Below are 3,474 nucleotides of genomic sequence, written 5' to 3'. Positions count from 1 at the left end.
GAGCACCGCCATCGAAAACAGCAGCCCGATGCCGTACAGCAGCCACTTGTGAAACAGCGACTCGGTCTGCTTGAARATCAGGCACAGGATGAACAGCGGTCCCAGGCTGATGAAGAGAGCCAACCCCACCTGGTAGGTCAACAGCAGCGCTCCGGCCGTCATCGCCGGACTTGACACGCCCAGCGCACCCACGAGCGAGGACATGCCCACGCTGGTGACGTTGGAGCCGCTGGTGCTCACGTCCAGGCCNCCGGCCGTCATCGCCGGACTTGACACGCCCAGCGCACCCACGAGCGAGGACATGCCCACGCTGGTGACGTTGGAGCCGCTGGTGCTCACGTCCAGGCCCTGTGCGTTGTCGATGGCCGACATGACTACCTGGGTGAGCACCAGGTTCTTGTCGATGGCCGAGACGGGCGATTCCTTCTCGCCGGTGACCATGTAGTTGAYCTCCTTGAGCAGACCGTTCGTGAAGATCGAGTGCAGGTCCGATCCCCCAAGGGCCATGGTGCTTGCAGCGATCACGATCAGGGCGTTGCGGCTCATGCTGGCCACCAGGGCAATCATCGGCTCGCGCGACTGGCCGGGGAGGATGCGAAAGCCCTGGATCAGAATCCAGAGCGTGAGCAGCACCAGTGCGACCGTGCTGACCCANCTCCTTGAGCAGACCGTTCGTGAAGATCGAGTGCAGGTCCGATCCCCCAAGGGCCATGGTGCTTGCAGCGATCACGATCAGGGCGTTGCGGCTCATGCTGGCCACCAGGGCAATCATCGGCTCGCGCGACTGGCCGGTGAGGATGCGAAAGCGTTGGGGCAGGAGGATGAGCGAGCGGACCGGTGTTGCGGTATTCGTGGGCATTGGCGGGCGACTCGGCTTCTCAGCGAGCCATCGCAGGTGCCGCCTGCTGCGCGGCCTGCTGGTTGTTGTGCTGAGAAACTTGCTGCTGCACCTGCTGCACCTGCTGCACGACTGTGAACGCCTGCGAGCTTTGGGCAACCGGCGTGTGCATCGATTCCACGGTTGGCACATCGACAAACTTGGAAAGCGCCGCGCCCGGCTTGCCTTGGATCGCAAAGATCGTGCTGTTGTCGTTGCCGCCCAGCATCATGTGGTCGATGCGAGTCAGGCCGCCTCGCAATGCGGCCACTGCGATGGCGGCCGCGGCGTTGTCAGTCAACTGATCCGGCTTGCGGCCGAACTCGGCATCGATTTTTTCGAGACCGGACTTCGCCTGCTTGAACAGCGTGCTTTCTTGCAGCGACTGGCCAGGCTCCGGATCTCCTGGTTTATAGCCCTGGGCGATCTTGTCTTGCCAATGGGCTACTGCATCTCTACGCTCGTGCCGACCATTGGTGCCACCGTTGATGATCCTGCCGGCATGGTCAACGTCATGTTGGGCACCGCGAGCCACCACGTTTTCTTTCCAATACTGCACGGCTATCTTGGCGGCGTTCTTCGGATCGGATGCCAGATCGGGATTGTTCGCCAAGTCCAGTCCAAGCACCTTGCCTATGTGTTCGTAGTTCGATCGGCCAGTCAACTGAACGAAACCGCGGCCACGAAATGTATAGCTGTCCTCGGTGCCTTTTCGGTTGCCCATCGTCTCACCAAAGTCGCCACCATAGAGAGCCGCTGCGGTCGTCTTTTCACCACCTTTGGCAGCAGCATGAACTTCCTCGGACGTCAGTCCGTTGCGGATATGCCCGTGTTTGTTGGTGAGGATGTGCTCAAGACGATCACCCGAGTAGCGCAAACTCTCGTGCGTTTTCTTGAAACCAGCAGATTCCACTTGCATCTGCCCCATGAAGTTGGCCAGTTCCTTGGGGTCGGTAATGCCACTGCCTTGCGCCGCCTGCATCAGGAAATCGCCGTTTGCTCGATTGATTTGAGCCGCGGGCCGCGTTGCGTGTTTGGAGTGTCGGTGCGTTGCCATGGTGAGTTCTCCCTGTCTGTAAATCAAGCTTCAATCGGTGCTTGGAAGGTTGTGTGCATCGAGATCCGCGTCCACCCTCCAGTTGGACGTGGCTTCCCAGAGATCGTGGTTTTTGGTCGCCATTGATGCAGACGGCTTGCAATGCAAGTCACGATCGGCACGTATCTGTCCCTCGCGCTGTACCAGCAAGCCGGAGCGTTCAAACCCCGTCCCCGCGATCCAATAGAGGATGTACTTGTAGTTTTCGTTGGTAAAGGAAAAGGCATAGCCGCCGGTAGAACCCGCGAAGTGCAGGAGAGTCCGAGAGAACGCATCGCCGCCATGGCCAGCGGCGGGGTACTCAAGTTCAATCTTCGAGGGACGCCCAAAACGGTAGCGAAAACTTCTTTCGCCTTGAGCGGAGGCAGGTGATGTACAGAGGGAAGCAGTCTTCGAGTTACTGCCTTGCAACTTGCACGAAAACACAGGCTCTTCGTTCGATGCACACAGGCCCTGTGATTGCGACTGGACCTTCTGCGCGAATGTGTGAAAGCAGACAAGACCAAGTGCGGTCGCGACAATGAGCGAATGGATGCGTTTCATGGAGTGCTTGTTAGTAAATACGGGGGTTTTGGCCGATGTATCCGCAGGCATTCGCATGCGATCTGGTTTGCGAAATGGTGGCGCAACTATTGAATTCGCACCGGCATGCTGCAGGCAGAGTAGTGGACATGGCAGTTGGCGCGACCCGCATCACGGCATGTTTTCATGCCCGTCGCTACAGCTTTGCCCACTGTGAGATCGGTGGGTACGTTGTACCCCCCTTCTCCTGCCACAACTGCAACGCATTCGTTGTCGTATGCGGCTTGGATCTTGCAGTTCGCGCCGCCCTGTTGCCGACAACCATCCATTGCAATGTTCGCGGCTTCTTGTTTGCTTCGCTTGTCAGTGGCAACGCCAAAACTACCGGTCGGACCCTCGTCTATTGCAACCGCTCCCCACCTGCGCTCCCACTGCTGCGGGGGGGGCTGTGGTGCTTGTTGCTGCCCATAGCCGGGGATCGGCGAGCAAACAATGGCAGCCGCCCTGCCGTTGTTGTGGTCGATGGTGCCCGGTGGGCAGAACCCGCCCTCGGCATGCACGGCACTGGCACACAACAGCCACAAACCCACCACCAGCAGTCTGTACAAGAGATGTGCTGACATGGGTTACGCCCCATCCACGTGGAGTGCTCGCGCTGGTGGTGTCGTCGTCCTGCTCGTGTCGATGGAATCAGTAACGCGTGGCGTGTTGCTCGCGGTGCGGGTGGCGACGCTGCCGGGATTGTTGAGACCGCCGCTTGTCTTGGATTGATCAGCAGGAGCCGTATTCCCCGTATTCGTCTGCTGCTGCCCCCCATAAGTCCCCGGCGCCTGCCCCCCCGGCCCCTGCTGCGCACCGGCCCCGCCACCGAGCACCGAGTTCGTATAGAACTGCCCCAGCGTCCCCCCGAAGAACTGCGCCGCCGCCGCAGGCGCGGTCACCAGCAGCACCGTCAGCAGCAGCCCGATGCCCCCTTGCA

Annotated in this window: 5 protein-coding genes and 1 pseudogene; all 6 read right to left on the bottom strand. The window is 60.1% G+C overall.

Annotated elements, in window-relative coordinates:
• A pseudogene (locus ASC78_RS28365) lies at positions 1–249 on the bottom strand (type IV secretion system protein); the annotation flags it as partial.
• 1 nt (position 250) lies between these two features.
• Positions 251–633, bottom strand: a 383-nt coding sequence (locus ASC78_RS28360; RefSeq protein WP_443082722.1) for a hypothetical protein, incomplete at its 3' end; no start/stop codon positions are given.
• Between the two features lie 22 nt (positions 634–655).
• A partial coding sequence (locus tag ASC78_RS28010; protein WP_235505095.1) for a hypothetical protein occupies positions 656–859 on the bottom strand: 204 nt, incomplete at its 3' end.
• A 19-nt stretch (positions 860–878) separates the two neighbouring features.
• Complete coding sequence (locus ASC78_RS14315; protein ID WP_082517536.1) at positions 879–1,934, bottom strand: XVIPCD domain-containing protein; 1,056 nt, start codon at positions 1,932–1,934, stop codon at positions 879–881.
• A 30-nt stretch (positions 1,935–1,964) separates the two neighbouring features.
• Entirely contained in the window at positions 1,965–2,516 is a 552-nt protein-coding gene (locus tag ASC78_RS27460) for a hypothetical protein (RefSeq protein ID WP_157634454.1), read from the bottom strand.
• An 86-nt stretch (positions 2,517–2,602) separates the two neighbouring features.
• Positions 2,603–3,118, bottom strand: coding sequence for a DUF4189 domain-containing protein (locus tag ASC78_RS27080; RefSeq protein ID WP_082517535.1), 516 nt, complete (start codon positions 3,116–3,118; stop codon positions 2,603–2,605).
• Between the last annotated feature and the right edge of the window lie 356 nt (positions 3,119–3,474).

The sequence above is a fragment of the Variovorax sp. Root318D1 genome (assembly GCF_001424835.1).
GTDB lineage: Bacteria > Pseudomonadota > Gammaproteobacteria > Burkholderiales > Burkholderiaceae_C > Variovorax.
The sequence above is the reverse complement of the archived record's forward strand: the minus strand, read 5'-3'. Positions and strand labels throughout refer to the sequence as shown.

Coding starts and splice junctions, on each gene's coding strand:
- ASC78_RS14315 (WP_082517536.1), bottom strand. CDS start 1,934: ATGGCAACGCACCGACACTCCAAACACGCAACGCGGCCCGCGGCTCAA.
- ASC78_RS27460 (WP_157634454.1), bottom strand. CDS start 2,516: ATGAAACGCATCCATTCGCTCATTGTCGCGACCGCACTTGGTCTTGTC.
- ASC78_RS27080 (WP_082517535.1), bottom strand. CDS start 3,118: ATGTCAGCACATCTCTTGTACAGACTGCTGGTGGTGGGTTTGTGGCTG.